This is a genomic window from Paenibacillus terrae, assembly GCF_000943545.1.
Classification (GTDB): domain Bacteria; phylum Bacillota; class Bacilli; order Paenibacillales; family Paenibacillaceae; genus Paenibacillus; species Paenibacillus terrae_A.
Map to the genome: position 1 here is coordinate 1 of NZ_JTHP01000181.1, position 971 is coordinate 971.

Genomic DNA, 971 nt, shown 5'->3' on the forward strand with positions numbered 1-971 from the left:
AAAAGGAAGAAGGACCATGATCTCCTTGAGATTGTGGTCTTTTTTGTGTACGTATATTTTAGAAATGCTCTTACAAAAGGAAGGTAACATTTTTGTTACGGAATGTTATTGGAAACCCGGTATAATATAGGTACTGAATCCCATATACACACGCTGCGTTCTTGCAGAATTATGCAAATTCTTGAATAGGGTTTGTATAGTGAATCAAGCTGGTAAGGAGGGAAGATCATGCGGCGAAATAAATGGCTTGCTCTATTGGTGCTATTCAGTGTCGCTGTCGCGATTCTTACCGGGTGCGGGACAGAGGAGCCTTCTTGGACATCGTTTGAGGGTGCAGCGAACGAAAAAACGTTTCCGGTCCCTAAAGAAGCGAGTAAAACCGATCGGGCCAGCAGTAACTCAGACATGGACTATGTACGCTATGCATTACCAGCTTTGAAGGAAAGTGATAGCTTGCCTGCTCCCTATCTGGAGGAAATTGCAGCCTGGGGCTGGACGGAAGAACCGAATCTATCGACTTTTAATCAAAAAGTATTCCTGAAAAATAAACATATGGTGCACTTGTCTGTGCATGATGGTTCTTTTACTGTGTTGGTCCCGAAGGATGGTAAAGCTGCTGCGAAAAGCAAAAGTGTTGACCTTAATTAGAATTCACGGTTCTCGACCTGGATACAGGGGGCTGCGGACATAGGGCTGCTTTTAAGTAAGTCACAGGCGACCTCAAATGTAGCAGATAAGATGCTGTGTATAATGAACGATAAAGCTGGATATCAGGAAGCACTCAAAACTGCTGTTAAGTAGATGGGGCTTCCTTTTTATATAACGGATTGTAATATGAAGTGCGACACCTGCTGGAAATTAATTGGTGTATTAGTTAGCTCTGTGCATGTGGTCAGGGGTAAGGAATGAGGGTAAGACAATCCAACGAGAGTGTTAAAGATGGTAGTGTGGAATGGTGAGAGGAATAAAAG

Annotated in this window: 1 protein-coding gene; it reads left to right on the top strand. The window is 43.2% G+C overall.

Going from position 1 to position 971, the window contains the following annotated elements; genetic code table 11:
* Positions 1–228: 228 nt before the first annotated feature.
* A complete protein-coding gene (locus tag QD47_RS29525) occupies positions 229–648 on the top strand; it encodes a hypothetical protein (protein WP_025682455.1) in 420 nt (139 codons plus the stop codon).
* The last annotated feature ends 323 nt before the right edge of the window (positions 649–971 follow it).

What these genes read in the sequence shown, in the direction of transcription:
- QD47_RS29525 (WP_025682455.1), top strand. Translation starts at nt 229, where the DNA reads ATGCGGCGAAATAAATGGCTTGCTCTATTGGTGCTATTCAGTGTCGCT.